This is a genomic window from Rhodococcus sp. C3V (assembly GCF_029269915.1).
Lineage (GTDB): Bacteria > Actinomycetota > Actinomycetes > Mycobacteriales > Mycobacteriaceae > Rhodococcus_F > Rhodococcus_F qingshengii.
In genome coordinates this window covers 1-24,535 of record NZ_JARJBE010000002.1, presented here as the reverse complement: position 1 = coordinate 24,535, position 24,535 = coordinate 1, and the positions used below count along the sequence as shown (strand labels likewise).

Here is a 24,535-nt window from a genome sequence, read left to right as displayed (position 1 = left end):
CCGACTATTGAATCAGGTAAGAGGGTGTGAGGTCGCCACCTCGGGGTCGACTAGCGTGGCAACTGTGTTGACTTCCGCTGTTCTCGTCCCCTCGGCGCCGTTACTCGTGCCGGAATTGTCCGGTGATTCGGCCGAGTCCGCCCACGTGCGCGCTGCGGCATCGGCCGCCGTGCGCCGGCTGTCTCACGAGGCAGTTCAATGGGTGGGCGTCGGTGTCGACTCCGAGAAAGCAGCAGGCGAACTCTGGCGAACTGGCGTCGGACGTGGACAGATCGGTACGTTCGCCGGATTCGGCGCCGATGTCCGGACGTCACTGGACGCAGATGCGGCAGGCGAACCGGTACCATCACTCGAACTCTGCGCCCTCGTGGCCGGCTGGCTGCGTGGCCGAACAGACGTGGAGATCACCGTCGACATGCACGTCGTCAGTGCAAAGGCGTCGGCGAATGAATGTCGTGAGTTCGGGCAGCAGCTGCGCAAGCAACTCGACAGCGACAACCGACCGCAAGGGCTTCTGATCGTTGCTGACGGTGCGTCCACGCTGACGGCAAAGGCGCCAGGAAGCTTCGACGAGCGCGCCGCGGGTGTGCAGTCGGCCATCGTCGACGCCCTGACGGCCGGTGACCCGGAGGCGCTGCTTGCTCTCGATCCGCGGCTATGCCGCAGTGTCGGAGCCCAGGGGCGCGCGGCGTGGCAGGTCCTGGCCGGTGTCTTTACGGGCTCGTCTCGGTCGGCCCATCCTCGCGCGACGGTCGACTACAGCGATGCGCCGTTCGGCGTCGGTTACCACGTCGGGACGTGGCGGCCGTGAACGTCCCTGAAGAACTTCGCCCGATCGCAGTTGTCGGTCCGACAGCGTCGGGAAAGTCCGATCTCGCGTTGGCACTGGCCGAGGAATTCGGCGGTGAAATCATCAACATCGACGCGATGCAGCTCTATCGCGGCATGGATATCGGGACCGCCAAACTGACACCGGCCGAGCGCCGTGGGATTCCGCATCACCTGCTCGACGTTCTCGATGTGAAGGAGACCGCCACCGTCGCGCGTTATCAAAGCGACGCGATCGCGATCGCCGAGGATCTGATCGCGGCGGGCAAGGTTCCGGTGATCGTCGGCGGATCCATGATGTACGTCCAGTCTCTACTCGATGAATGGTCCTTTCCGGCAACCGATCCCGAGGTTCGTGCGAAGTGGGAGGCGGTGCTCGCCGAAGGAGGGGTCGATGCGGTGCATACGGCGCTGGTTGCTGCTGATCCGGTAGCGGCGGCCTCGATACTGCCGACGGACGGCCGGCGGATGGTTCGGGCGCTCGAGGTCGTCGAGCTGACAGGTCTGCCGTTCGCGGCCTCGGCGCCGCAGATCGGTGACCCTCGATGGGGAACTCGCATTCTCGGCGTGGATCGGGATACGGAAGAACTCGACACCCGGATTCGGTTGCGAACCGAACTGATGTTTTCAGGCGGACTTGTCGACGAAGTTGCCGGCCTCGTCGAGCAAGGATTGCGTGAGGGCGTCACAGCGCCGCGAGCCATCGGCTACGCACAGGTGCTCGCACATTTCGACGGTGAATACGATCTGGCCGAAGCGCTCGAACGGACGTTCATCGGGACGCGGCGCTACGTTCGCCGCCAACGATCATGGTTCCGTCGTGACGCACGCGTGCACTGGCTCGACGGTGCCGATCCGGAGCTGCCCAACTCCGCCTTCGCGGCGCTCGCAGATCGCGGTCTGTAACACGATCGAGCGGATCAGCTATCTTACAGTTAGCTCTTTCGCGATCCATTCGTTTCGCGATCGACGGACTGGAGGACAACGAACATGGCGCAGACCGGGACACACGCGCGACCGAGAGGCCGACGCGCGGGTCGGCTGCCGCTTCTCCTACTGCTCGTCACATTTCTCGCGGTCGGCGGGGTGCTCGTCTATTTTGCGGTGAGTGCGGCCGGGAAGCCCATCAGCGCACCTGTTCCCGAAGCACCCTTCGACGTGGGAGCTCCAACCGATCCAGGGGCGAGTTGGGCGCCTGCGCCAACGGATCTGCCGCCTAACACGCTCGCGATTCCCGATCTCGATGTGCGAGCCGACATCGTGACCAGTGGGTTCGGCGCCAACCGCGGAATGATCCTTCCGCATCCTGACAAGGTTTCGCATTTCACCAACGGTGTGCAGTTCGGATCTTCGGAGGGCACCAATCTTGTTGCCGGCCACGTCGACGACGGTGACCGCACGCACGGCGCCTTGTGGGCGCTGCACCAGATGAAGCCTGGAACACCGATCTATGTCAGTGACGACACCGGAACGATGTTCACCTATCACGCAGCGAGCCTGAAGTTGTACGAAAAGGTGGCTTTGCCTGCGGAGTTCTTCTCCGAATCCGGTGCGCCCAGGCTTGTCCTGGTGACCTGCGGGGGCGCGACGGTGCCGGATCCCTCGTTGCCGTCCGGCTTCACCTACGAACAGAACGTGGTGGTCACCGCGTCACCTGCGTAAATCGCTCGGTAGGTCCGGATAGGATGGCGACCATGGATTTCAGTAAGGGCCACGGCACGCAGAACGACTTCGTTGTTCTCCCTGACCTCGACGTTCGGATCGATCTCGAGCCGACGCGAGTTTCAGCGTTGTGTGATCGTCAGTGTGGCCTCGGCGCCGACGGCATCCTTCGTGTCGCCCGGGCAGGCGCACTTGCGGACGCGGGCGTGCTCGGTGCGCTGCCCGACGGCGTCGCTGCCGAAGACTGGTTCATGGACTACCGCAACAGCGACGGCTCCATCGCCGAGATGTGCGGAAACGGCGTTCGCGTATTCGCCCACTATCTCAAGGCCTCGGGCTTGGAGAGCAAGGACGAGTTCGTGGTCGGCAGCCGCGCTGGAGCGCGTCCGGTCGTGGTGCACGGCTACGACGCCACGCATGGTGACGTGACTGTGGCGATGGGCCCGATCAAGGACCTCGGCACCAGCTCGGCAACAATCGACGGCCGCGTCTTCGCCGGTGTCGGGATCGACGTCGGTAATCCGCATTTGGCGTGTGTCGACGAGCACGTGACGCCAGAAGTGTTGAGTTCGCTCGATTTGAGTGTTTCGCCGGGCTTCGATCCCGGGTTCTTCCCGCACGGCGTCAATATCGAGATCGTGACTCCGATCCACGACGGTGGGGTCCACATGCGCGTACACGAGCGCGGTGTGGGCGAGACTCGTTCCTGCGGAACCGGAACGGTCGCAGCTGCGGCCGCGGCGCTGAGGTACGACGGCCGCGATGAAGGCTCGGTACTGGTGCGCGTGCTAGGCGGCGAGGTACAGGTCACCGTCGAAGGCGGCAAAGGGTCGTTGCGGGGGCCCTCGGTTCTGGTGGTGAACGGGACGATCAGCGATGCCTGGTGGCAATCGCTTGTGTGATATCGCCCGCGGGAAATACGCCTGCAGGAAATACGAATGCACCGTGGCCAGGTTTCGTGGGACCATGGATCCTGTATGACGAACACACATGAAAACGAAGAGTCCACCGCTCACGAGCAGTCCGAGTACGCGCAGGCCGAATACACGGCAGCGTCCGCATCGGGCAACCCGTCGACCGGTGAGATGCAACTCGCAGATCGCGGCGCCCTGCGCCGCGTGGCCGGTCTGTCGACCGAGCTCGAGGACGTCACCGAAGTCGAGTACCGCCAGCTTCGACTCGAAAGAGTTGTCCTGGTCGGCGTCTGGACGCAGGGAACTGCCGAGCAGGCCGAGGCGAGCATGACCGAGTTGGCCGCACTTGCCGAGACGGCCGGCTCCGAGGTCCTCGAAGGACTGGTTCAGCGTCGCGACAAACCCGACGCTGCCACCTACATCGGTTCCGGCAAGGCGCAGGAACTGCGCGAAGTAGTCCTGGCGACCGGCGCCGACACCGTCGTCTGCGACGGTGAGCTGACGCCGGCGCAGCTCACTGCGCTGGAGAAGATCGTCAAGGTCAAGGTCATCGACCGGACAGCTCTGATTCTCGACATCTTTGCTCAGCACGCCACGTCTCGTGAGGGTAAAGCCCAGGTGGCTTTTGCTCAGATGGAGTACATGCTCCCGCGTCTGCGTGGTTGGGGCGAGTCGATGTCGCGCCAGGCCGGTGGCCGTGCCGGCAGTAACGGCGGTGTGGGTCTGCGTGGTCCCGGTGAGACGAAAATCGAGACGGACCGTCGCCGTATTCGTGAGCGCATGGCAAAACTGCGCCGCGAGATCAAAGGCATGAAGGCCGCTCGCGACACCAAGCGCACACGTCGACTGCAGAGCGACATCCCGTCGATCGCCATCGTCGGATACACCAACGCGGGCAAGTCGAGTCTGCTCAATTCGCTCACCGGATCGGGTGTGCTCGTGGAGAACGCGTTGTTCGCCACCTTGGACCCGACCACTCGCCGCGCAGCACTCGACGACGGCCGCGAGTACGTACTCACCGACACGGTCGGCTTCGTGCGACACCTGCCGACTCAGTTGGTCGAGGCATTCCGCTCGACTCTCGAGGAAGTAACCGACGCGGATCTGCTGCTGCACGTCGTCGACGGTTCGGATCCGTTGCCGACAGAACAGATCAAGGCTGTTCGGGAAGTCGTCACCGATGTTCTGCGCGAGACGGATTCGAAGGCTCCGCCGGAGTTGATCGTGGTCAACAAGATCGACGCGGCAGATCCGGTTACGTTGACGCAACTACGTGGTCTGTTGCCTGGTGCCGTGTTCGTCTCGGCGCGGACGGGTGAGGGAATCGCCGAACTAAGAGCACATCTCAGCGAGGTGCTGGTTCGGCCGGAGGTCGAGGTCGACGTGCTGGTGCCGTACACGCGCGGTGACTTGATGGCTCGAATCCACTCGGACGGAACGATTTTGGAATCGACTCACGAAGAGGCGGGAACGCGGGTGCACGCACGCGTGCCACAGATGTTGGCCTCGGCATTGGTCGAGTACGCACCTAGTGCGTAGTTTCGGGGCCGTAGTCGCGGTGATTGCTGCGACTACGGCAACCGCACTGCTTCCCGGAGCGCTCGCACAGGCGTCGTCGTTCGAACCGAGCGAGTTCGCCCCACTCTGTACGCCTACCGATCCTGCGCTCCAGGAGTTGTCGGGGATGGTCGTCGTCGACGATCGGATCTACGCGATGGGCGACGGCGGCAGTGACGACTTCGTATTCGAAATGGACCTGAACTGTGTTGTCCAGAAACAGATTCCGGTCCCGATAGATCCTTACGACGTCGAAGATCTTGCGGTGAGTGGGCGAACGCTCGTTCTGTCGGACACCGGTGACAACCTCCGGACCCGCGAAACAGTGGCGTTCATCACGATGGACCTCGATTCCGGTGACGGTACGTTGCACCGCCTCACGTACCCGGACGGTGCGCACGACACCGAGTCGATACTGCTAGACCCCGACGGCCACGTTTTTGTCGTGACCAAGGAATTGTTCGGCGAAAGCAGTGTCTACACACCGGTCGGGGATCAGAAACTGAGTGACTTGGCGCAGCCCGGCCCGACGCCGCTCGAGCGCGTCGGGACCGTGTCCCTCGGACCGGAGAAGCCCGTGTCGGTGATGTTCACCGGGGGAGCGGTGTCGTCGGACGGTTCGGCGATCGCACTTCGGAGTTACTCCGACCTGTACCTGTACGAAGTCGTGGACGGCGGAATCGGCGCGACGCTCACCGGTACCGAACCGCTGCGGATCCCGCTCCCGAAGGAGCCTCAGGGTGAGGCGGTGGCATTCAACGATGCGGGCGATGTTCTGATCGGTTCTGAATCTGCCGGCGGAGCGTTGCCGCCGGTGTACGTGATGCGAGCGCTCGTGGACGCGACAGAAGCGACGGCTGACTCGTCTGACGGTTCGGTCGGTGTCGGGGTCGATCCGTGGACATTCGTGTGGGCCGGGTTGGTCGCGGCAGGATGTGCGATCGGGGGCGCGGCGTTCGTGAGATTTCGACGACGCCGCTGATTCCCAAATAATTCCACGAATTCGCAGACCGCCGGTAGATGTGGATACTGGAACGAATGCACGGGCATCAACTCCTGACGCGGCTCTCGCGTATGTCACTCGAGCACGGACACATCACCGCAGCGCTGCTCGTGGGTTCCGTCATCGTCGGCGTCGGCACGTTGCTTCTGCTTCGGTGGTTGCCGCGTAGGGCCGCGTTGGTTGCGCTAGGTCTGTCAGTGCTCGGATCAGCCACCGGTGCGACATTCGTGTGGCTCAGCTTTCGGCCGCTGCCCGCGCAGCTACCGGCGTCGAATTTTGTCTGGATAGCGCTGGCGATGTTCGGAGTCATCGGCGCCGCACTCGTTCTCCTTCGGCGCCCAGGGCTTGCGCGTGGCCTTTCGGTGACGGCATTCGCCGGGCTGGCCGCGATCGTCGCAGTAGGTCAGGTCAACGCGCAGACCGGCACCTATCCCACACTCGGCTCACTGGTCGGGCACTGGCCGGTGGGCTCGGTCGAGAACGTTGCCTTCGATTCGCTCCCTGGGGCCGAACCTTGGGTACAACGGGGACTGCCCACCGAAACTCATTGGCAGGTTCCGGTGCGGATGCCGAGCAACGGTGTCGTGACGGAAGCGGCGATTCCAGGAAACGTTTCGGGATTCGACGCGAGGCCTGCGACGCTGTATCTCCCGCCGGCCTATCTTGCCGATCCGCGTGCCGAGTTGCCCGTACTGGTGTTGGTGGCGGGTGAGCCCGGCAGCCCCAGCGACTGGCTGGACAGTGGCCGGCTCGCGACCACCGTCGACGCCTATGCGTCGAGGCATTCCGGGCTTGCTCCCGTCGTGGTGGTGCCCGACGCGTTGGGGGACTACGACGCCAACCCCGGCTGCATGGATTCTGCGCTCGGCAACGTCGCGACGTATCTGGACCAGGACGTTCCGAACTGGATCGAATCGAACCTTCAAGTGAATCCGGACGCTGCGCAATGGGCTATCGGTGGGTTCTCCTACGGCGGGACATGCGCGATCGAGATGGCCGTGAACTTCCCGGACCGATACCCGTCGTTCCTGGACTTCTCCGGGCAGGACGAACCGTCGACCGGTGATCACGAGGACACCGTGGCGGCCATGTTCGACGGTGACGAAAGCGCGTTCGACGCGGTCAACGCCCGAGACCTGATGGCGCAGAATCGGTATCCGCAGTTGTCGGGTGTATTTGTCGCGGGTGAGGACGACGACATCTACCGCCCTCAGCAGGAGATCATGTTCGAGGCTGCACGCGCCGCCGACATGAACGTGGACTACTACACCCTTCCCGGCGGGCACTCGGGTGATGTGTGGGGCACTGCTCTGGAACTCGAAATGGACTGGCTGGGCCGGACACTCGCACTGACTCCGTGAGAGTGTCCGGCCCGCTAGACAGCACCGACTGACATCAGGTCAGGCGTCGAGATCAGCGGCTACCAGCTCGGCGACCTTGGCGAGTGCGTCGGCGTCGTCGGACTCGATGGTTACTTCGGTGTCCTTGGCGGCTCCGAGCGTCATGATCATCAGTGCCGAACCTGCATCCACCGGTTCGCCGTCGGCGACTGCGAGGGTGACCGTGGCGCCGGAGGCTCCGACTGCTTCGGCGATGAGAGCGGCGGGGCGGGCGTGGAGGCCGACTGCGGAACCGACGGCAACTGTCTTGCTGGGCATGGGATCTCCTCGTTGTAGAACTGTCGTTGCGGACGTTATGGGGTGTTCGGGCAGATCTGGTGACTCAGGTGGTGACTGCAGTGTTGCCTGCTGTCGATCATGCCGCAGCGGGCACGATTTCGGGGTCGAGTTCGGCATCGGACGGCCCCTTGCGGAAGAACTCCTTGGCTCCGACGACGGCGAGCGCAGCTACCACGGTTCCCGCGGCGAGCGAGACCAGGAACCAGCCGATTCCGCCGACTGCGAAGAAGACGAAGATCCCGCCGTGCGGGGCGCTGAGAGTGACGTCGAAAGCCATGATCAGCGCGCCGGTGACCGCGCCGCCCGCCATCATCGAGGGGATCACGCGAAGCGGGTCGGCAGCGGCGAACGGAATCGCGCCCTCGGAGATGAATGCCGAACCCAGCAACCAGGCAGCCTTTCCGTTCTCCCGTTCGGCTTCGCTGAAGAGCTTGGGACGCAGCACCGTCGAGGCAAGTGCCATGGCAAGCGGCGGAACCATACCGGCAGCCATGACAGCCGCCATGATGCGCAAAGTGGCCGGGTCGTTGACGTTGAGTCCGGCGACGGCGAAGGCGTAAGCCGCCTTGTTGACCGGTCCACCGAGGTCGAAGCACATCATCAGGCCGAGAATGATGCCGAGGAAGATGGCCGAGCTGCCGGACAGTCCGTTGAGCCAGTCGGTGAGACCGGAGGTGATCGCGGCGAGCGGACGCCCGAGGACGATGAACATCAGTGCTCCGACGACCAGCGTCGCGAACAGCGGGATGATCACCACCGGCATCAGGCCTCGCAGCCACTGCGGGACGGCGATCCGGCCGATGTAGAGCGCGACGACACCGGCGATGAGACCACCGACCAAGCCGCCGATGAAACCGGCACCGACGAACACGGCGACCGCGCCGGCTGTGAAGCCGGGAGCGATGCCAGGCCGGTCGGCGATGGCGAAGGCGATGTAGCCGGCCAACGCGGGCACCAGGAAGCTGAATGCCAACGAACCGATCTGGAACAGCACTGCGCCGAGATAGGTGGCCAGACCACCGTCGGGAAGGTTGGTGATCGAGTTGTTGAGAACGATGTCCTTGGCCGGACCGGAGATCTCGTATCCGCCGAGCAGGAAGCCGAGTGCGATCAGCAGACCGCCGGCCGCGACGAACGGGATCATGTAGCTGACACCGGTCAGGAGGACCTGACGGAGGTGGGTGCCGAACCCTACGGAACCGGCATCGGAATCCGCGGCCGCTGCGGCGGTGCCGTCAACGGTGGCGGCGGCGGGATTCTCGGAGGCGCGCAACGCTTCTGCGAGCATCTTGTCCGGCTCGTTGATTGCCCGCTTCACACCGGAAGCGACGACGGGCTTACCGGCGAATCGTTCGCGGCCCTTCACTCCGACGTCGGTGGCGAAGATGACCGCGGCGGCTCCCGCGATCACCGAAGGGTCAAGGGGGGTGCTTCCGCTCGAACCTTGCGTTTCGACGTGAACCTTGATGCCGGCGCGTTCACCCGCGGCGACGAGTGAGTCCGCCGCCATGTAGGTGTGAGCGATTCCGGTCGGGCAGGCGGTGACCGCGACGATGTGACGCTCCGCGGGCGCTGGTGCCGGGGTCTCCTCGGTAGCGTGTTTCCCGGTGGAAACAGGTGCCGGGGGTGTCGCTGCCGCAGCCTTTGCTGCAGGATCCTTCGGTGCGGGATTGAGTACCTCGTCGACCAGTCTCACGATCTCGTCCGGCGTCGACGCTTCACGAAGTGACGTGACGAACGCGGGCCTGACGAGTGCTCGGGCCAACGAGGATAGCAGCTTCATGTGCTCGGCCCCGGCGCCTTCGGGTGCCGCGATCAGGAAGACCAGATCGGCGGGGCCGTCGGGTGCACCGAAGTCGACCTTCGGATCGAGTCGAGCAAACCCCAGGGACGCGGACGAGACAGCCTCGGCGCGGCAGTGGGGAATTGCGATTCCGCCGGGCAGTCCGGTCGCGGACTGCGCTTCGCGAGCGAGTGCGGCATCGACCAGTCCCGCGGCGTCGCTCGCCCGTCCCGCTGCAGTCAATCGCGCTGCGAGAGAACGAATGACATCTTCCTTGGTCGAACCCAGGTCGGTGTCGAGTGAGATCAGTTCGGGACTGATGATCTCCGGGCCGGAACTGCCGGCTGCGGTGGTATCGGACATGTCAGGTTCCTTAGGGCGTCAGGCGAGTTCGGTGGGGACGGGGATGGGAGAGGCGGCATCTGCTGCAGATACCGAAACCGCTGCCAGATCGATCTGTTCGGGTGTGGGAAGGGTTGTGCCGGGAAGGGAGGCAGCGGCGCTTCCGTAGGCGACCGCGTGACGTAGCCGCTCGGATTCCGAGCTGCCGCCCGCTTCGGCGAGGATGTAGCCGGCCAGCGACGAATCGCCTGCTCCGACGGTACTGACTGCGACAATCGGGGGAGCGGTGGCGATCCACGCGCCGTCGGACGTGACGAGGACGGCACCGGCTGCGCCGAGTGTGGCGAGCACACTGCCGACGCCGCGATCGACCAATCGCTGTGCCGCCGTGATCGCAGGCCCGGGATCACCGTTCTCGGCAGCACGTTCGAGGACGTGGCCGTCGACGCCGGTCAGTTGCGCGAGTTCCTCGCCGTTGGGTTTGAGCAGATCAGGTGCCGAGCCGGGGAAGCATTCGGCGAGTGCCGTCAGCGGGGCGTCCGAGGTGTCGACCGCCACCTTGCACGGGTGATCGCGCAGCGCCGCGACAAGTTCGCCGTACCACCCCAGCGGAACGCCGGGAGGCAGTGAGCCGGACAGCGCGAACCACAGTGCGGTATCGGCGCGGGCGATCAACTCCTGTGCCAGGGCGTCGAGAGTCGAACCGGACAGCGTTGCGCCGGGTTCGTTGATCTTCGTCGTGGTCCCGTCCGGTTCGGCGATGGTGATGTTGGTGCGAGCCGGACCCGTTGTGGCGACGCCGATGTGGGGAATCCCACCGGCCGCGAGCGCCGACAGCAACGGATCGCCACCATTTCCCGGTAGAACGGCGAGCACGTCGAGGTCGGCTGCGGCGAGAACACGCGCGACGTTGACCCCCTTGCCGCCGGGGTCGCTGCGAGTGGAGTGGGCACGTAGGACGGAGCCTCGTTCGAGCCGTTGCTCGAGTTGTACGGTCCGATCGATACTCGGGTTGGCTGTCAGTGTGACGATCATGCGATCACCACCTCGATTCCGTGGTCGTGGAACTCGGATGTGTCTGTGGGACTGATCTCTTCGTCGGTGATGAGGACGTCGATGCTGTCGAGTGGCGCGAAGCTGATCAAGTGCTCGCGGCCGACTTTGCTGGAATCGGCCACCACGACAACGTGATTGGCGGCCTTGACCATCGCTCGTTTGACGGCGGCCTCTTCGCTGTCCGGGGTGGAGAGTCCGTGCCCGACGCTGATCGCGTTGGTTCCGACGAAGGCGACGTCGACCCGCAACGTGCTCAGCAGGCGCAGAGCGTCCTCGCCGACCGCGGCTTGCGTCACCCCGCGCACTCGTCCGCCGAGCAGGATCAGGGAAATCGAGTTCATCGATGCCAGTCGTGCGCCGATCGGCACGGAATTGGTCACGGCCGTGAAGTCGTTCTCGGTCGGTAGTTCGGGGATCATGCGGCCCGTGGTCGTGCCCGCGTCGAAGATGACGCTGCCGCCGGTAGGAGGGAGATAGGTGACCGCGCAGCGGGCGATCCGGTCCTTCTGTTGCGCGCGGGTCTGATCGCGTTCCGCCATGCCCGGTTCGGTCACATGGAGGGATCCGGTCGGAACGGCGCCGCCGTGTACACGCCTGATCTGTCCGATCCGCTCGAGGAAGGCCAGATCGCGACGCACGGTCTCGGTGGTCACACCGAAGGTCTCCGACAGCGCCGCCACGGACATGCGTCCGCGCTGCGACACCATGGTGCCGATCGCTTGTTGGCGTTCTTCCGCGTACACGTGCTCTCCGATTCCGAAATGTGATCCGACGGTGCGTTGTGGATCACAGTGAATGTTGCTTTATGTTGTTTTACGCCCGAGTGTGTTGACATGTCAAGACTTGGGAGTAATCTTCGTCACAACGAAGGTGAGGGCTTTACGCGCTCGAGGTGATCCGGTGTGACACCGGGCCCATCGCTCAAGGAGGACAGATGACCGAACAGCTCAACCGAATCACCGTGCACGGCACCCCCGTGGTGCCCGGAGTTGCCTACGGCCCGGCTATCTGGCCGTCCAGCCGACCAGAACTCGTCACCGAAGCACCGGCCCTCGACGAGGCCGATCGAGAGGCCGCTGCAGACGCCTTCGTCGCAGCAGCGAAGGCTGTCGAGAACCGCCTTCTCGGACGGGCTGCCGAAGCCACAGGCGCGGCCGCCGAGGTCTTGCAGGCCAACGCGGCGATGGCAGCCGATCGCGGCTGGATCGGGGCGGCAAAGAAGTCGATCGCCGGCGGAGTGCCCCCAGTGCAGGCTGCGATCGCGGCGACGGAGCAGTTCGTGGTGCTGTTCACCAAGGTCGGCGGTGTGATGGCCGAGCGCGTCACCGATCTCGAGGACATCCGCGACCGCGTGATCGCCGAACTCTCCGGATTGCCCGAACCCGGAGTTCCGATGCCCGAGACGCCGTCGGTGCTGTGCGCGGACGATCTGGCTCCTGCGGACACCGCGGGCCTCGATGCAACCAAGATCATCGGACTCGTGACCATCTTCGGCGGCCCGACCAGCCACACGGCAATCATCGCGAGGCAGTTGGGCATCCCGTGCATCGTGGCTGCGAAGGAATTGGAATCCATCGCGGCCGGAACACCGATTCTGATCGACGGAACCACCGGCGACGTGATCGCGGAGCCGGATCCCGAACAGGCACGCGAACTGGTCGAACAATCCCGGATCGATCGCGAACGCGTCAGCACGTGGACCGGACCAGGCCGGACGTCGGACGGTCGGCCGGTAGACGTTCTCGCCAATGTTCAAGACGGCGCGGGCGCTCGCGCCGCGGCGTTGACCGCAGCGGGAGGCATCGGGCTCTTCCGGACCGAACTCTGCTTCCTCGGCCGTGAGACCGAACCGACCGTAGACGAGCAGGCGGCGATCTACGCCGAAGTTCTCGAGGCCTTCGCAGGCAAGAAGGTCATCATTCGCACGTTGGACGCGGGTTCGGACAAGCCGCTCAAATTCGCCAACCACCAAGAGGAAGCTAATCCGGCCCTCGGCGTTCGTGGGGTCCGAATCGCCTGGCAGGACATGGGGATTCTCGACCGCCAGCTCGACGCGATCGCCGCAGCAGCGGCGTCGACGAACTCGTCGCCGTGGGTCATGGCGCCGATGATCGCCACCCCGGCCGAGGCGAAACGTTTTGCCGATGCGGTGCGGGCACGCGATCTTGTTCCCGGTGTGATGGTGGAGATCCCGGCGGCGGCGCTGTTGGCCGACCAGATTCTCGAACACGTCGAATTCCTCTCGATCGGTACCAACGACCTCGCTCAGTACACGATGGCCGCTGATCGGATGTCCTCCGAACTCGCCGACCTGACCGATCCGTGGCAGCCCGCGGTGCTCGCCCTTGTCGCACGTACGGCCCAGGCCGGTCAGGCGGCAGGCAAGCGCGTCGGCGTCTGCGGTGAGGCGGCCGCCGATCCACTGTTGGCGTGTGTTCTGGCCGGACTCGGAGTTTCCTCGCTGTCGTGCGCTGCGGCGTCGGTCGCGGGTGTGGGAGCGAAGGTCGGGTCAGTCACCATGGCGCAATGTGAGGCGGCTGCGGCGGCGGTGCTGGCAACCGGTGATCCGGTGGCAGCGCGCAAAGCGGCGGCCGACGCAATCAGCTGAACTGGTTTCGTTGGTCTCGGTCGGAGACCGAGCGCCTGACCTCTAGTATTTCGACCTGTGATCGAACGAGAAACAATGACCGGGGCCGGCGGAATCGGCTGGACTGTCCACGGAGACGGCAAGCGGATCGCCGACGGAGCCGTCGTGGCGCCGGACGAACGACTGAGTTGGCCGCGCACCATCGGAATCGGGATGCAACACGTCATCGCGATGTTCGGAGCGACACTGCTGGTTCCGACCATCACCGGCTTCCCCGTCACGACGACGCTGTTGTTCTCGGGTATCGGCACCGCGCTGTTCCTGCTCATCACCCGGGGCCGGATCCCGAGCTATCTCGGTTCGTCCTTCGCGTTCATCGCCCCGCTGACAGCGTCGGCAGGATCGGGCCCGGCCGCGCAGCTCGGTGCCGTCATGGCCGTCGGCATCGTGTTGATGTTGATCGGCGTCGCCGTGCGTCTGATCGGCAGCCGGGTCATCGACGCCGTCATGCCGCCGGTAGTGACAGGCGCCGTCGTCGCGCTGATCGGTCTCAACCTCGCTCCGACGGCGGTCGGCTCCTTCGAATCGCAGCCGCTGATCGCCACGGTCACGCTCGTTTCGATCCTGCTGGTCACGGTCGTCGGTCCCGGGCTGCTCGGCCGGTTGGGCATTCTGGTCGGCGTCGTGATCGGCTGGGTCTTCGCCGCGGTCATCGGTGGTCTCGACAGTGAACGAGTGTCCGCTCTGCGCGAAGCCGACTGGTTCGGGCTGCCGAGTCTGCACGGACCGTCGTTCGACTGGTCGGTGATCGTGCTCGCGCTGCCCGTGGTGATCGTTCTGGTCGCCGAGAACGTCGGACATGTCAAGGCGGTGTCCGCCATGACGGGTAAGTCCCTCGATGATCTGGCCGGCAATGCGCTGTTTGCAGACGGTCTCGCCACGACCTTGGCGGGCGCCGGCGGCGGATCCGGAACCACCACGTATGCCGAGAACATCGGGGTCATGGCAGCGACGCGTGTGTACTCGACCGCGGCGTACTGGGTAGCGGCCGCCACCGCCGTGATCCTGGCATTTTCGCCCAAATTCGGTGCACTGGTCTTCACGGTTCCGAACGGCGTCATCGGCGGTGCGACGATGGTTCTCTACGGACTCATCGGCATTCTCGGTGTGCGCATCTGGATGGAAGCGAAGGTGGACTTCACCGATCCGGTCAACCTGACCGTCGCCGCTGCCGCACTGGTTGCCGGCATCGGGAACCTGACGCTGACCATTGGTTCGGTCGAGCTGGGCGGCATCGCTTGGGGGTCGATCGGCATCCTGGTCGCCTACCCGATCATGCGATACCTAGCCAAATTCCGTACTTCGAGTAACAGATAACCGCTACAGTCACGAATCGTGATCGTTCGGGTCATCGACGGGTATCGCAACAGGTTCTACCGTCGGAGGCAGTGACGTGGGCCCGCGAACTTCGGCGTGCCCAGTCTCAGCGAAAACATCCCGACCGGGTACATCGTCCCCACCGGGTACATCACTGAAGTGCCGTATATCGAATTGCAAGGAGTCGGCGTGGAGCGCACCCTGTTCGAACCGGAACATGAACTCTTCCGGGAGTCGTACCAGAAGTTCTTGGCACAGCACGTGGCACCGAACCACGAGAAGTGGGAAGAGCAGAACATCGTCGATCGTGACGTCTGGGTCGAGGCCGGAAAGCAGGGATTCCTGGGAACCGCGGTACCTGAGGAATTCGGCGGCGGCGGTGTCAAGGATTTCCGCTACAACGCGATCATCACCGAGGAAACCACCAAGGGTGGCTTCAGTGGTATCGGCTTCACGCTGCACAACGACGTGGTGGCGCCGTACCTCCTGGAGTTGACCAACGAGGAGCAGAAGCAGCGTTGGCTACCCGGATTCGCATCGGGTGAGCTGATCTCGGCGATCGCGATGACCGAACCGGGTACCGGTAGCGACCTGCAGGGCATCAAGACGAAAGCAGTTCGCGACGGGGACCACTGGGTACTCAACGGTTCGAAGACCTTCATCACCAACGGAATCAACGCCGACATCATCATCGTTGTCGCGTGCACCGACCCGGACAAGGGTGCTCAGGGCTTCAGCCTCCTCGTGGTCGAGCGGGACATGCCCGGCTTCGAGCGAGGACGCAATCTCGACAAGATCGGCATGAAGGCTCAGGACACCGCCGAACTCAGCTTCACCGACGTACGCGTTCCCGCTGCCAACCTGCTGGGCGAAGAGGGAATGGGCTTCTTCTACTTGATGAAGAACCTTCCCCAGGAACGACTCTCGATCGCCGTCGTTGCTGCCGCCGCAATGGAATCGGTTCTCGAGAGCACGATCCAGTACTGCCGTGACCGCAGGGCATTCGGCAAGTCGATCGGCAGCTTCCAGAACACCCGATTCGTACTGGCCGAATTGGCAACGGAGACCACGGCAGTGCGCATCCTGGTGGACAAGTTCATCGAGCAGCTCAATGCCGAGAAGCTGACCGTGCAGGAAGCTGCGATGGCAAAGTGGTGGACCACCGAAGCTCAGGTCAAGCTCATCGACCGCTGCCTCCAGCTGCACGGAGGCTACGGCTACATGAAGGAATACCCGGTTGCCAAGGCGTACATGGACTCTCGTGTGCAGACCATCTACGGTGGCACAACCGAGATCATGAAGGAGATCATCGGACGCTCGCTGAACCTCTGATTCGGGTGATGCACCGCTGATCGTCACGTAAAAGACTCTGGGCCCCGGCTGATGCCGGGGCCCAGAGTCTTTAGGTCGTGGGATGCGAGCGAATTCAGATCTTCCGCATGACCGTGACAACCTTGCCCAAGATGACGGCGTTGTTGCCGGGAATCGGCTCGAAGAGGTCGTTGTGCGGCATCAACCACACCTCCTTCTTCGTACGCTTGAACGTCTTCACGGTGGCTTCGCCGTCGATCATTGCGGCCACGATGTCACCGTTCTCGGCGACGTTCTGCTGACGGACGACAACCCAGTCGCCATCGCAGATCGCTGCATCGATCATCGACTCACCGACAACCTTGAGCATGAAGAGCGAACCTTGGCCGACGAGCTCGCGGGGGAGTGGAAACACATCCTCCACAGCTTCCTCGGCGAGGATCGGTCCGCCGGCAGCGATGCGGCCCAGGATGGGGACGAACGCCGGCTCTGGCAGCGGGTCGGCACTGTTGTACTCGCCGGAATGCTTCGACACCGACGCGATGGCGGTATCGGCCGCAACCTCGTCGAGACCCCGAACATCGACTGCACGAGGGCGATTGGGATCGCGTCGAAGGAAGCCCTTGCGCTCCAACGTTCGCAGTTGATGCGCGACCGACGACGTGGAGGTAAGCCCCACCGCATCCCCGATTTCGCGAATGCTCGGCGGATACCCGCGCTCCGTCACCGAATCGCGGATCACTTCGAGAACGCGCCGCTGACGCTCGGTGAGCGTCTCGCTCGACGGAGACGGAACTGCAGAAGCTCCTGCCTCCGCGGCTGTGCTGGAGCGATCGTCCTTCATGGCCTGTTGCCTCCGTGTCTGAAGAAGTCGTGTCTGAAGAAGTCGTGTCTGAAAAAGTCGTGTCTGAAAACTGCCTGCAAAGTGCCTGGTGCAAGTCGCGCAGAAACCTGTCGGTGCCTCCTGCCAACATTCGAGCTGTCGACAAACACGGAGGCTTTCGCAATTCCCGCTGTGTGGTCTGACACGAATCTAGCCGGATTTGCTCGCGGTTTCAAACATCTGTTCGATTCGTGTCGCTCCAAGTAGAGACATTGTCGGCCAGGCGTGGTAGAAATTCGAACATGCGTTCCATCGAACGCATGATCGAACACATCGATCGGTGTCGACCAGCGGAGGTCACGATGGGTAACGCAGCACTGAAAAGCAACAGGGTTTTCGACGACGCGATTGGTTTCGACGCGTTTGGTTTCGACGGTACGTCGGCACTGAAGTACCACCCCTCGTTCTATGGGCCCGATGCAGACGCTGTGTCCTTCGAACGGCGCGGAGCGGCCGAAATGCATGGCGTGGCCAGGGATGTCGACAACGAACCGCAGGCGGCCGTCGTTCGCCGGGTTCCGGCGGTGGGCGCGGTTTCAGGTTCGCGTTCATTGCGCGAATCTCCTCGCCGGTGGGACAGCGAGCACGATTCGTCACGCCCGTACGGAGGAAGTTTCGCGCACCGAAACAGGGTCGGTGTGTCACGGGTCGAACATGAAGTGGCCGCCGAGGATGTCACTTGGAAGACGGTTTTCCTGGGCGCCGTATTCACCGCATTCGCAGTGTTGGCGTTGGTGGGGATCGGCGCTTTGTCGAGTGGTGACGTAGCTGCGACAAACGGCGCGACCGAAGTGGTTCGTGTTGCCGCGGGTGAATCCCTCAGTGATATTGCTGCCAAGGTTGCACCTGGCCAGGCTGTCGGTTCGGTGATCGAGCAGATCATGGATCTCAATGCGATGTCGAGTTCCGGACTGTCAGTGGGACAAACGCTGATCGTGCCGGCCTCGGGGCGCTGACCTACCCCGTACCGGGCGGGGGCGTACCGAGCGTGAGAGCAGTCCGTTCACAGCGAGTAAGCTGTCCACTTGACAGTCCCACCACCTCGGGTGGTCGCGTTGAGTACGTGGATCTGCTCTGTAAATCGTCGGAGGATTTGCAGTCGGTAGCGAATCTGAGTTGCGGCCATTTCGGCGACAACGAAGGAACCCCGATGCATTGCCCGTTCTGCCGGCACCCTGATTCCCGAGTGGTCGATTCGCGCGAGGCCGACGAGGGCCAGGCGATCAGGCGGCGTCGTTCGTGCCCCGAGTGTGGCCGCCGATTCACCACGGTCGAGACGGCAGTTCTCTCGGTCGTGAAGCGCAGCGGCGTCACGGAGCCTTTCAGCCGAGAAAAGGTTGTCAAAGGTGTGCGTCGCGCATGCCAGGGCCGCCAAGTGGACAACGATTCGCTGAATTTGCTCGCCCAACAGGTCGAAGATGCCGTTCGAGCTTCGGGTTCTGCCGAAATTCCCAGTAACGAGGTAGGGCTCGCGATCCTCGATCCGCTTCGAAATCTCGACGAAGTCGCCTACCTGCGATTCGCATCGGTGTACAAGTCCTTCAGCTCGGCTGCGGATTTCGAACGTGAGATCACCGACATGCGCGAGCATGCAGAGACCCGTGCCGCCGAGAAGGCTCCCGGCGCCGAGACCGTTTCCGTCGACTGAGGCCTTCGCCTCAGATAACGCTGAGAGCACAGAGCGGTCTTAGGTAACGCTGAGAACACAAAGCGAACAATCGAACAAATCGGGCACGTTATTCGCTTAGTGTCTACCAGGTACGTTCGTCCGCATCTCGGATCTTCACGGAGGCGTTATGAACTTAGTTGCAGTTCTCGGAGTCGTGAACAGCCTGGTAACCCTCGGGTTCGCCAACACTGTTGCCACCTTTGGCGGTTTCCTCACCAACGTCAACATTCAGACAATCTACTGATCGCGCAATTCTCGCCGAACGTCAACGCTTGATCGCTTCGATAGCTTTCAGGACTCGCTTTTCGGAAATCGGTGTGGGTGTACCGAGGGACTGCGCAAACAGGCTCACGCGCAGTTCCTCGATCATCCAACTGATCGCGTCGACATCTCGAGCAGTGCGACGCTCTTCGGGAAGCGAACTCAACAACCGGTCGTACGCTGCGTACACCCGGTCGAGGACATCCATAGCCTGCTGATCTCGTTGTGCACTTGCGGGCAGAGCTTCGAGACGGAATTTTGCTGCGGCAAGATACCGCGGTAAATCGCGTAGGCGGGCCGATCCCAGTTCGGCGACAAATCCCGGAAACAGCAGTGAGGTCAACTGTTCTCGGACGTCGTCGGCTGCCTCGCCGCGCGAGCGGTCCAGCACGACGCTCAGTTGGTGTGCTTGTTCGAGGATCGGAACAATCATGCGCAGGATCGCGGAAACGCGTCCGGCCAGTTCGGAGCGTGCGATCTTCACCAGGGCATCGAACGCTTCAGGCGTGCGTACCGGTCCACCGTGAGCCGCGATCACTTCGTTGGCAGCTGCCACCCGGCAATCTTCGACGAGGGCCTCCAAGCCGCCGTCCGGATTCTGGCCGAGAGCCAGACGCTGCGTGTTCGACAAGCCGGCGGTCACTGCCTTGAGTTGGGTGGGAACGGCCGCGAGGAGAAGCGCCCGCGTACCTTCCCTCATCGCCTGCGCCTGCGCGGCCGGCGTACTCAGGACACGAACGGCAACTCCGCCGTTCTCCGGCACCAGAGCTGGGTAGCCGGTCACCTGCTGTCCGCCGATGGAGCGAGTGATGGTCTGTTCCAATGCGCCCAGCGTTTCGGATGTCCAGACGGTTGCCGCTGCCCGTTCGGTTCCGGTTGCCGCCTTGGCCACTTCCTTCTGCACGCGCGGGGCGAGCGTGCGTCGTAGCTGCGCCAGATCCTTACCCTTCGCGAGAACCTTGCCCGATTCGTCCTCGACGACAAATGTCATCCGAAGATGGTCGGGCAGCGCGGCGGGATCGAAGTCCTTGGCGTCGATCTGGATCCCGCCCAAGTGCGAGAGTTCGCGGGCCATCGCGGTCATCAACGGCTCGGATCGAGGTTTGACTGCTGCCAATGCTGCGGCGGCATAATCCGGAGCCGGAACGACAGCGCGTCGAATGTTCTTGGGCAACGTCTTGATCAGAGCGGTAACGAGATCGACGCGCATACCGGGGACCAACCAGTCGAAGCCGACCGGCTGAAGTTGCGCGAGCAGGCCGACCGGGATGTGCGCGCTGACGCCGTCGTCGTCCTTTCCCGGCTCGAATTGGTAAGTGAGTGGAAACTGCATGTCGCCTTGGCGCCAGGCGTCCGGGTACTCGCCGCCCAGTACTGCAGCTGCGTCGGAGTTGACCACCGTTTCCGGTGTGAAAGTCAGCAGACTCGGATTCTTGCGCCGCTCGGTCTTCCACCACTGGTCGAAATGCTTGGCGGATACGGCTTCCTGGCCGATACGTTCGTCGTAGAACTCGTAGAGAGTTTCGTCGTCGACGAGGATGTCGCGTCGGCGCGCGCGGTTCTCGAGTTCTTCGACGTTGTCGAGGAGTGCACGGTTTTCGTGGAAGAACTTGTGGTTCGTCTGCCATTCGCCCTGCACGAGCGCATGGCGGATGAAGAGATCGCGAGAGGCCTCGGGATCGATTCGTGAGTACGTCACTGCGCGGCCGGTTACCAGAGGAACTCCGTAGAGAGTGACCCGCTCGTATGCCATCGCCGAGCCGCGCTTGGAGGACCAGTGCGGTTCGGAATAGGTCCGTTTCACCAGGTGCGGGGCGAGCTTTTCAGCCCACTCGGGTTCGATACGCGCGGACATGCGCGCCCACAGCCTCGACGTTTCCACGAGTTCGGCGGCCATGACCCAGCGTGGTGGCTTCTTGAACAGTCCCGATCCGGGGAAGATCGCGAAGTGGCTGCCCCTGGCGCCGAGGTAGTCCCGCTTCTCGCCCTCGCGTAGCCCGATATGCGAGAGCAACCCGGCAAGGAGCGACTGATGGATCGCGTTCTCGCTTGCCGGTGTCTCTCCCACTGTCCAGCCGAGACCGCGGGTGATCTGCCGGAGTTGCCCGTGCAGATCCTGCCATTCGCGGATGCGGAGCCAGTGCAGGAACTCGTTCCGGCACATCTTGCGAAACTGGTTGGAGGACAGATCGTTACGTTGTTCGCGTAAGTAGTCCCACAGTTTCAGGTAGGCCAGGAAGTCGGAGTTCTCGACGTTGAAGCGGGCGTGCTTTTCGTCGGCGGCTTGCTGGAACTCGGCGGGCCGCTCGCGAACGTCCTGGATGGACAACGCCGCGACGATGACAAGGGTTTCGTGAAGGCAACCGTTGTTCTTGGCTTCCACCAGCATCCGTGCCAGCCGCGGATCCACCGGAATCTGGGCCAGCTCGCGGCCGACCGGCGTCAGTTCGGGGTGGCTGGCCTCGGAACCTCGCGCGATGGCGCCGAGTTCCTCGAGGAGTCCAATTCCGTCCTTCACGGCGCGCTGGTCCGGCGGTTCGACGAAGGGGAATGCCGCGATGTCGCCCAGGCCGAGGGCCGTCATCTGCAAGATCACGGATGCGAGGTTGGTTCGCAGGATCTCCGGTTCGGTGAATGCCGGCCGTGACTCGAAGTCCTCCTCGGAATACAGGCGGATGCAGATTCCTTCGGCGACGCGGCCGCAACGCCCGGAACGCTGACGAGCTGACGCCTGCGAAATGGGCTCGATCGGCAACCGCTGAACCTTGGTGCGCACCGAATATCGCGAAATGCGCGCGGTTCCCGGATCGACGACGTACCGAATGCCGGGAACGGTCAGCGAGGTCTCGGCCACGTTGGTGGCAAGGACGACGCGTCGGCCGGTGTGCGGCGAGAACACTTTGTGTTGCTCGGCAGCAGACAGCCGCGCGTACAGCGGGACGATTTCGGTGTTGCGAAGACGCCGATCGCGTAAAGCATCTGCGGTGTCGCGAATTTCGCGTTCGCCGGAGAGGAAGACCAAGATGTCGCCTTCGCCCTCCGCGCTCAGCTCGTCGACCGCCTCGCAGACCGCGTCGACGGGATCGCGGTCGAAGGTGATGTCGCCGGATTCGACGGTCAGTGGCCGGTAACGCATTTCGACAGGGAATGTTCGCCCGGATACCTCGACGATCGGCGCGGGCTTACCGTCGACAGCGAAGTGCTTGGCGAAGCGCTCGGGATCGATGGTCGCCGACGTGATGATGACCTTGAGATCGGGTCGGCGGGGGAGCAGCTGAGCCAGGTAACCGAGGATGAAGTCGATGTTGAGACTGCGTTCGTGCGCTTCGTCGATGATCAGCGTGTCGTAGCGTCGGAGCATACGGTCGCGCTGAATTTCGGCGAGGAGAATGCCGTCGGTCATGAGCTTGACGTAGGTGCGGTCCGAGACCTGGTCGGTGAACCGCACGGTGTATCCGACGGCGTCGCCGAGTTCGGTGTCGAGTTCTTCGGCGATACGTTCGGCAACGGTGCGTGCTGCCAACCGGCGCGGCTGTGTGTGTCCGATCAAACCGCGGACGCCACGTCCGAGTTCGAGACAGATCTTCGGGATCTGGGTTGTCTTACCCGAGCCGGTCTCGCCGGCGACGATGACAACCTGATTCTCCGAGATCGCGGTCGCGATGTCGTCCTTGCGCTGACTGACGGGCAGAGCTTCCGGATACGAGACTGCGGGAACATTGGCGGAGCGTGCGGCCAACCGCGTGCGCGCCGTTTCGATTTCCTCGGCCAGCGCCACCAAAGCGTCTGGTGTGCGGGCACGGTCGAGTTTGCGACGGAGTCGACTCTCGTCGCGGAGTGAGATCTGCGCCAGCGCGCTCTTCAGGTCACTCCGCTTGGGGGAGAGCGGGGCCGGTGGTGTTGTAGACATGCTGATGACAGCCTATCGAACGCGTTCACAACTACCGCTCGCAGATCGTGCTGATGTGCAAATATCGACCAGTGACGACAAATACCGCAAATGAGTCATCGGTGCCTGTCTTGTCGACGCCGATCGCCGTGCGAGCCCTGAGACTGTTGTTTGCTGTGTTCGGACTTGCCGCTTTGCTGTGGATCCCGATCCGTGACGCGGCTGAGCTGTCTCTGTCGAACTATCTGAGCTACTTCACCATCGAGAGCAACATTCTTGCGGTGATCGTGTTGCTGGTCGGTGCAATTCGAGATCCACAATCGCAGGCGTGGCAGTCGATCCGAGGGGCGGTGACGCTGTACATGGTGATCACCGGGATCATCTACGCCGTGCTCCTGGCCGATATCGACGTCAATTTGAACGATGCCTGGATCAACTCGGCACTGCATCGGATTCTTCCCCTGGTCATGCTTCTCGACTGGGTGTTCTTCGCTTCGAGGCACAGGATCTCCGAAGCCCGCTCACTGCAGTGGCTGCTGTTTCCGGTGATCTACGCGGTGTACACGTTGATTCGAGGGCCGATCGTCGACTGGTATCCGTATCCGTTCATGGATCCTCGCCACCAGGGCTATCTGGCCCTGTTCATCGGATTCGTCGTACTGGGCATCGCGATGGCCTTGATGGCGTTGGCGGTCAATGCCGTCGGACGGCTGGGAGCCGGGTTACGCGGACGGAACGCTGCGAAGTCCTAGGGGATTGCCGGAGGCGAGCACCTGCTCGAGGCGGTCCACGTTCGGGTGCTTACCGGGGTTCGCCCGGGCGTCCTCCGTGTGCTCGGCGAAGATCGTCAATCCTGCCGAGGCGGCTTCGGGTGTCAGCGCGCCGTAGACCTGAGCGAGATGGTTGTACACCTTGACCGAGCCGGACTTTCCGGGCTTGTTCTCCACGGTGTCGATGACGTTTCCGTCGGCGTCGAGTACCTCGATGGCGGCCAGATGATCGATGGCGGGCAGTGCTGCAAGATTGTCGGCGAAAGTCATGGTCGACAGATTACGGGTGCGCCCGTGAAAGCCGGTGCCGGGCGAGCGCCGTCGTGCGCGGATTCCTGGTGTCGATATAGTCGCAGCACATCGTTTGCACACCAGCATCGTTTGTATTCGAAGGGGACAATGATGGCTTCGGCATTGTGGCACGGGTTCGCGGACATGGGCGCTGTGGAGAAGAACGGCGCGTTTGTCGTCTCTCGCGGTGAGGGCGCGTACATCTGGGACCGCGAGGGCACTCGGTATCTGGATGCGACGGCGGGCCTGTGGTTCACCAATGTCGGGCACGGGCGCACGGAGATCGCGGATGCGGTGGCGGCTCAGTTGTCGAAGATCGCTCATTTCTCCAACTTCGGTGATTTTGTTCCCGAGACCACGCAGGTGTTGGCGGAGCGGTTGGCGGCCATCGCGCCGGTTGCCGGGAGCAAGATCTTCTTCACCTCGGGTGGTTCGGATTCGGTGGACACTGCGGCGAAGCTGGCTCGCCGGTACTGGCACGAGGTGGGGCAGCCGGAGAAGACGATCATCGTCGGACGCCAGAAGGCGTATCACGGAATGCACGTTGCCGGAACGGCTCTCGCTGGTATTCCGGTGAACCGTGAGGGGTACGGCGAGCTGATGGCGGATGCGGCGACCGTCGGCTGGGACGATGCGAAGAGCCTGCTCGAGTTGATCGAGAAGATCGGTGCGA

Annotated in this window: 21 protein-coding genes; 14 read left to right on the top strand and 7 right to left on the bottom strand. The window is 63.3% G+C overall.

All coding sequences use genetic code 11. From position 1 onward, the window contains the following. Positions 1–64 precede the first annotated feature (64 nt). The 7 genes from P3G66_RS05100 to P3G66_RS05070 all read left to right on the top strand — a co-directional run bounded on the left by P3G66_RS05100 (position 65) and on the right by P3G66_RS05070 (position 7,325). Positions 65–811: a class III extradiol dioxygenase subunit B-like domain-containing protein gene (locus tag P3G66_RS05100; protein WP_276116280.1), complete on the top strand. Its 747-nt coding sequence runs from the start codon at positions 65–67 to the stop codon at positions 809–811. Further along, entirely contained in the window at positions 799–1,734 is a 936-nt protein-coding gene (miaA, locus tag P3G66_RS05095; RefSeq protein WP_276116279.1) for a tRNA (adenosine(37)-N6)-dimethylallyltransferase MiaA, read from the top strand. Before P3G66_RS05100 ends, miaA begins: the two co-directional genes overlap by 13 nt. Before the next feature lie 84 nt (positions 1,735–1,818). Continuing rightward, entirely contained in the window at positions 1,819–2,490 is a 672-nt protein-coding gene (locus P3G66_RS05090) for a class F sortase (protein ID WP_030535550.1), read from the top strand. Between the two features lie 32 nt (positions 2,491–2,522). Next, positions 2,523–3,392: a diaminopimelate epimerase gene (gene dapF, locus P3G66_RS05085; protein ID WP_276116278.1), complete on the top strand. Its 870-nt coding sequence runs from the start codon at positions 2,523–2,525 to the stop codon at positions 3,390–3,392. A gap of 75 nt (positions 3,393–3,467) precedes the next feature. Continuing rightward, entirely contained in the window at positions 3,468–4,943 is a 1,476-nt protein-coding gene (gene hflX, locus P3G66_RS05080; protein WP_003942213.1) for a GTPase HflX, read from the top strand. Further along, entirely contained in the window at positions 4,936–5,943 is a 1,008-nt protein-coding gene (locus P3G66_RS05075) for a hypothetical protein (protein ID WP_276116277.1), read from the top strand. Before hflX ends, P3G66_RS05075 begins: the two co-directional genes overlap by 8 nt. A 38-nt stretch (positions 5,944–5,981) precedes the next feature. Continuing rightward, on the top strand, positions 5,982–7,325 hold the full coding sequence (locus P3G66_RS05070) for an alpha/beta hydrolase-fold protein (protein WP_052027949.1): 1,344 nt from the start codon (positions 5,982–5,984) through the stop codon (positions 7,323–7,325). A gap of 39 nt (positions 7,326–7,364) precedes the next feature. Here the strand turns inward: P3G66_RS05070 and P3G66_RS05065 are convergent, their stop codons facing one another. From P3G66_RS05065 to P3G66_RS05050, 4 genes are all read right to left on the bottom strand, one after another. Beyond that, on the bottom strand, positions 7,365–7,622 hold the full coding sequence (locus P3G66_RS05065) for an HPr family phosphocarrier protein (protein WP_003942144.1): 258 nt from the start codon (positions 7,620–7,622) through the stop codon (positions 7,365–7,367). A 97-nt stretch (positions 7,623–7,719) separates the two neighbouring features. Beyond that, on the bottom strand, positions 7,720–9,789 hold the full coding sequence (locus P3G66_RS05060) for a fructose-specific PTS transporter subunit EIIC (RefSeq protein ID WP_007735189.1): 2,070 nt from the start codon (positions 9,787–9,789) through the stop codon (positions 7,720–7,722). A gap of 18 nt (positions 9,790–9,807) precedes the next feature. Beyond that, complete coding sequence (pfkB, locus tag P3G66_RS05055) at positions 9,808–10,803, bottom strand: 1-phosphofructokinase (RefSeq protein ID WP_204855763.1); 996 nt, start codon at positions 10,801–10,803, stop codon at positions 9,808–9,810. Continuing rightward, positions 10,800–11,567, bottom strand: a complete 768-nt coding sequence (locus tag P3G66_RS05050) for a DeoR/GlpR family DNA-binding transcription regulator (protein WP_003942134.1) — start codon at positions 11,565–11,567, stop codon at positions 10,800–10,802. Before P3G66_RS05050 ends, pfkB begins: the two co-directional genes overlap by 4 nt. Positions 11,568–11,758: 191 nt before the next feature. On the opposite strand from P3G66_RS05050, the gene P3G66_RS05045 reads away from it, so the two are divergent. From P3G66_RS05045 to P3G66_RS05035, 3 genes are all read left to right on the top strand, one after another. Continuing rightward, on the top strand, positions 11,759–13,432 hold the full coding sequence (locus tag P3G66_RS05045; protein ID WP_204855764.1) for a putative PEP-binding protein: 1,674 nt from the start codon (positions 11,759–11,761) through the stop codon (positions 13,430–13,432). Positions 13,433–13,507: 75 nt separating this feature from the next. Next, on the top strand, positions 13,508–14,788 hold the full coding sequence (locus P3G66_RS05040) for a solute carrier family 23 protein (RefSeq protein ID WP_020907537.1): 1,281 nt from the start codon (positions 13,508–13,510) through the stop codon (positions 14,786–14,788). A gap of 189 nt (positions 14,789–14,977) precedes the next feature. Then, positions 14,978–16,120, top strand: a complete 1,143-nt coding sequence (locus P3G66_RS05035) for an acyl-CoA dehydrogenase family protein (RefSeq protein ID WP_276116403.1) — start codon at positions 14,978–14,980, stop codon at positions 16,118–16,120. 94 nt (positions 16,121–16,214) lie between these two features. Here the strand turns inward: P3G66_RS05035 and lexA are convergent, their stop codons facing one another. Next, positions 16,215–16,943: a transcriptional repressor LexA gene (gene lexA / locus P3G66_RS05030; protein ID WP_007735195.1), complete on the bottom strand. Its 729-nt coding sequence runs from the start codon at positions 16,941–16,943 to the stop codon at positions 16,215–16,217. A 281-nt stretch (positions 16,944–17,224) separates the two neighbouring features. On the opposite strand from lexA, the gene P3G66_RS05025 reads away from it, so the two are divergent. Both P3G66_RS05025 and nrdR read left to right on the top strand, forming a co-directional pair. Next, entirely contained in the window at positions 17,225–17,938 is a 714-nt protein-coding gene (locus P3G66_RS05025) for a LysM peptidoglycan-binding domain-containing protein (protein WP_054782108.1), read from the top strand. A gap of 194 nt (positions 17,939–18,132) precedes the next feature. Further along, complete coding sequence (gene nrdR, locus P3G66_RS05020; RefSeq protein WP_030535543.1) at positions 18,133–18,630, top strand: transcriptional regulator NrdR; 498 nt, start codon at positions 18,133–18,135, stop codon at positions 18,628–18,630. 286 nt (positions 18,631–18,916) lie between these two features. Here nrdR and hrpA read toward each other — a convergent pair whose 3' ends face one another. Further along, positions 18,917–22,822, bottom strand: coding sequence for an ATP-dependent RNA helicase HrpA (hrpA, locus tag P3G66_RS05015; protein WP_276116276.1), 3,906 nt, complete (start codon positions 22,820–22,822; stop codon positions 18,917–18,919). Between the two features lie 101 nt (positions 22,823–22,923). On the opposite strand from hrpA, the gene P3G66_RS05010 reads away from it, so the two are divergent. Continuing rightward, complete coding sequence (locus tag P3G66_RS05010) at positions 22,924–23,553, top strand: Pr6Pr family membrane protein (protein WP_003942129.1); 630 nt, start codon at positions 22,924–22,926, stop codon at positions 23,551–23,553. Here P3G66_RS05010 and P3G66_RS05005 read toward each other — a convergent pair. Beyond that, a complete protein-coding gene (locus tag P3G66_RS05005; protein WP_003942194.1) occupies positions 23,524–23,841 on the bottom strand; it encodes a DUF2322 family protein in 318 nt (105 codons plus the stop codon). The genes P3G66_RS05010 and P3G66_RS05005 overlap by 30 nt on opposite strands. Before the next feature lie 132 nt (positions 23,842–23,973). On the opposite strand from P3G66_RS05005, the gene P3G66_RS05000 reads away from it, so the two are divergent. Beyond that, the coding region (locus P3G66_RS05000) for an aminotransferase class III-fold pyridoxal phosphate-dependent enzyme (RefSeq protein WP_276116275.1) at positions 23,974–24,535 on the top strand (562 nt) is incomplete at its 3' end.

Bases quoted from the DNA above. Each gene is read 5' to 3' on its own strand.
- P3G66_RS05090 (WP_030535550.1), top strand. From the start codon at position 1,819: ATGGCGCAGACCGGGACACACGCGCGACCGAGAGGCCGACGCGCGGGT.
- dapF (WP_276116278.1), top strand. From the start codon at position 2,523: ATGGATTTCAGTAAGGGCCACGGCACGCAGAACGACTTCGTTGTTCTC.
- hflX (WP_003942213.1), top strand. From the start codon at position 3,468: ATGACGAACACACATGAAAACGAAGAGTCCACCGCTCACGAGCAGTCC.
- P3G66_RS05070 (WP_052027949.1), top strand. From the start codon at position 5,982: ATGTGGATACTGGAACGAATGCACGGGCATCAACTCCTGACGCGGCTC.
- P3G66_RS05065 (WP_003942144.1), bottom strand. From the start codon at position 7,622: ATGCCCAGCAAGACAGTTGCCGTCGGTTCCGCAGTCGGCCTCCACGCC.
- P3G66_RS05060 (WP_007735189.1), bottom strand. From the start codon at position 9,789: ATGTCCGATACCACCGCAGCCGGCAGTTCCGGCCCGGAGATCATCAGT.
- pfkB (WP_204855763.1), bottom strand. From the start codon at position 10,803: ATGATCGTCACACTGACAGCCAACCCGAGTATCGATCGGACCGTACAA.
- P3G66_RS05045 (WP_204855764.1), top strand. From the start codon at position 11,759: ATGACCGAACAGCTCAACCGAATCACCGTGCACGGCACCCCCGTGGTG.
- P3G66_RS05040 (WP_020907537.1), top strand. From the start codon at position 13,508: ATGACCGGGGCCGGCGGAATCGGCTGGACTGTCCACGGAGACGGCAAG.
- lexA (WP_007735195.1), bottom strand. From the start codon at position 16,943: ATGAAGGACGATCGCTCCAGCACAGCCGCGGAGGCAGGAGCTTCTGCA.
- P3G66_RS05025 (WP_054782108.1), top strand. From the start codon at position 17,225: ATGCGTTCCATCGAACGCATGATCGAACACATCGATCGGTGTCGACCA.
- nrdR (WP_030535543.1), top strand. From the start codon at position 18,133: ATGCATTGCCCGTTCTGCCGGCACCCTGATTCCCGAGTGGTCGATTCG.
- hrpA (WP_276116276.1), bottom strand. From the start codon at position 22,822: ATGTCTACAACACCACCGGCCCCGCTCTCCCCCAAGCGGAGTGACCTG.
- P3G66_RS05005 (WP_003942194.1), bottom strand. From the start codon at position 23,841: ATGACTTTCGCCGACAATCTTGCAGCACTGCCCGCCATCGATCATCTG.